The 1,235-nt window shown below is 70.3% G+C and carries 1 protein-coding gene; it reads left to right on the top strand.

Features of this window, described 5'->3' with window-relative positions:
- Window positions 1-88 precede the first annotated feature (88 nt).
- Window positions 89-1,057, top strand: a complete 969-nt coding sequence (locus tag D7V93_RS43170; protein ID WP_147451690.1) for a hypothetical protein — start codon at window positions 89-91, stop codon at window positions 1,055-1,057.
- Window positions 1,058-1,235 lie beyond the last annotated feature (178 nt).

The following is a 1,235-nucleotide window of genomic DNA, read 5'->3' as shown; positions in this document are numbered from 1 at the left end:
GTCCCTGGGTGGGTGGGGCCCTGTCCCACCACGCGCGTCCCCGAATCCTGACCTTGCGAGGAGGTCGGCTCGGGGAGAAAGTGGTCCCGTGTTGATCCCCTTCCTCGCCGCGCTCACCCTGGTGGTTGCCCAGGCGCCAGCGTCCACCTCCTCCGCGAAGCCCCTCACCGTGTTGCTGGCGCCGACGGACGTGACGCGGGGCACGCCGCGCTACCTCGTCGGAGTCGCCCAGGAGCACGTCGCCGACCAGCTCAAGGCCCGGGGCCTGGAGGTGGTGCGCGTGGAGGACGTGACGCGCACGCTGCCGAAGAAGCAGCGTGCGGCGATGATGCGCTGCAAGCGCACGCAGCCGTCCTGCATCGCGTCGCTGGGCGTGGCGGCGAAGACGGACGTGGTGATGGTGACGGAGGTGGTGCCCTACCTCAGCGGCTTCAAGGCCGGCGTGCGGGTGTACACGGCGCAGGACGGGGCACCGCTCGTGGAGCACTCGGTGCCGGAGGTGAAGAAGGACCAGGTGATGGACGCGCTCACGCAGTCGCTGGACGTGGTGGTGCCCACCACGCTGCGGGTGCTGCGGCCGGCGCCGGTGGCGCCAGTGACGCCGCCCGTGGTCCAAACGCCGCAGGTGACGCCGGGCGTGAAGCAGCCCGTAACGCCGGTGACGCCGGGCATCGAGCCGCCCACGCAGATGGACTTGAGTGACACGACGAAGGACGCGCCGAAGGTGGAGACGCCGGGGCGGCGCAAGTGGGCGTGGGTGCCGGCAGCGGGCGGCGTGGTGCTCGCGGGCGTGGGCACGGTGTTCCTGGTGCAGTCGCGGAGCAAGTTCAGCGACCTGGAAGACAAAGAGTTCTCGACGCTGGCCGAAGCGGATGCCGTGAGGGATTCCGGCAAGCGCTCGCAGACGATTGGCATGGTGGGGATTGGCGTGGGCGTGGCGGCGGTGGCGACGGGCGCGCTGATGTACTTCCTGCCGACGAAGCAGACTTCCGTTCAGCCGTCCGTGACGCTCACGCCGCAGGGTGGTGGCCTGAGTTTCGCCGGGACGTGGCAGTGAGTTCGGGGAGGACCATGCGGAACATCTGGAAGTTCGGAGCGCTGGGCGCGGTGTTCGGTGCGGTGCTCAGCGTGGGCGGCTGCAACGACTTCGACTCGGCCTATGAAAAGTGCGTGAGCGAGGGACGCTGCGCCCCGGATGCAGGCGTGGCGGACGCAGGGGACGGCGGGGACGGCGG

This window comes from Corallococcus llansteffanensis (genome assembly GCF_003612055.1).
Classification (GTDB): Bacteria; Myxococcota; Myxococcia; order Myxococcales; family Myxococcaceae; genus Corallococcus; species Corallococcus llansteffanensis.
The sequence above is the reverse complement of the archived record's forward strand: the minus strand, read 5'-3'. Positions and strand labels throughout refer to the sequence as shown.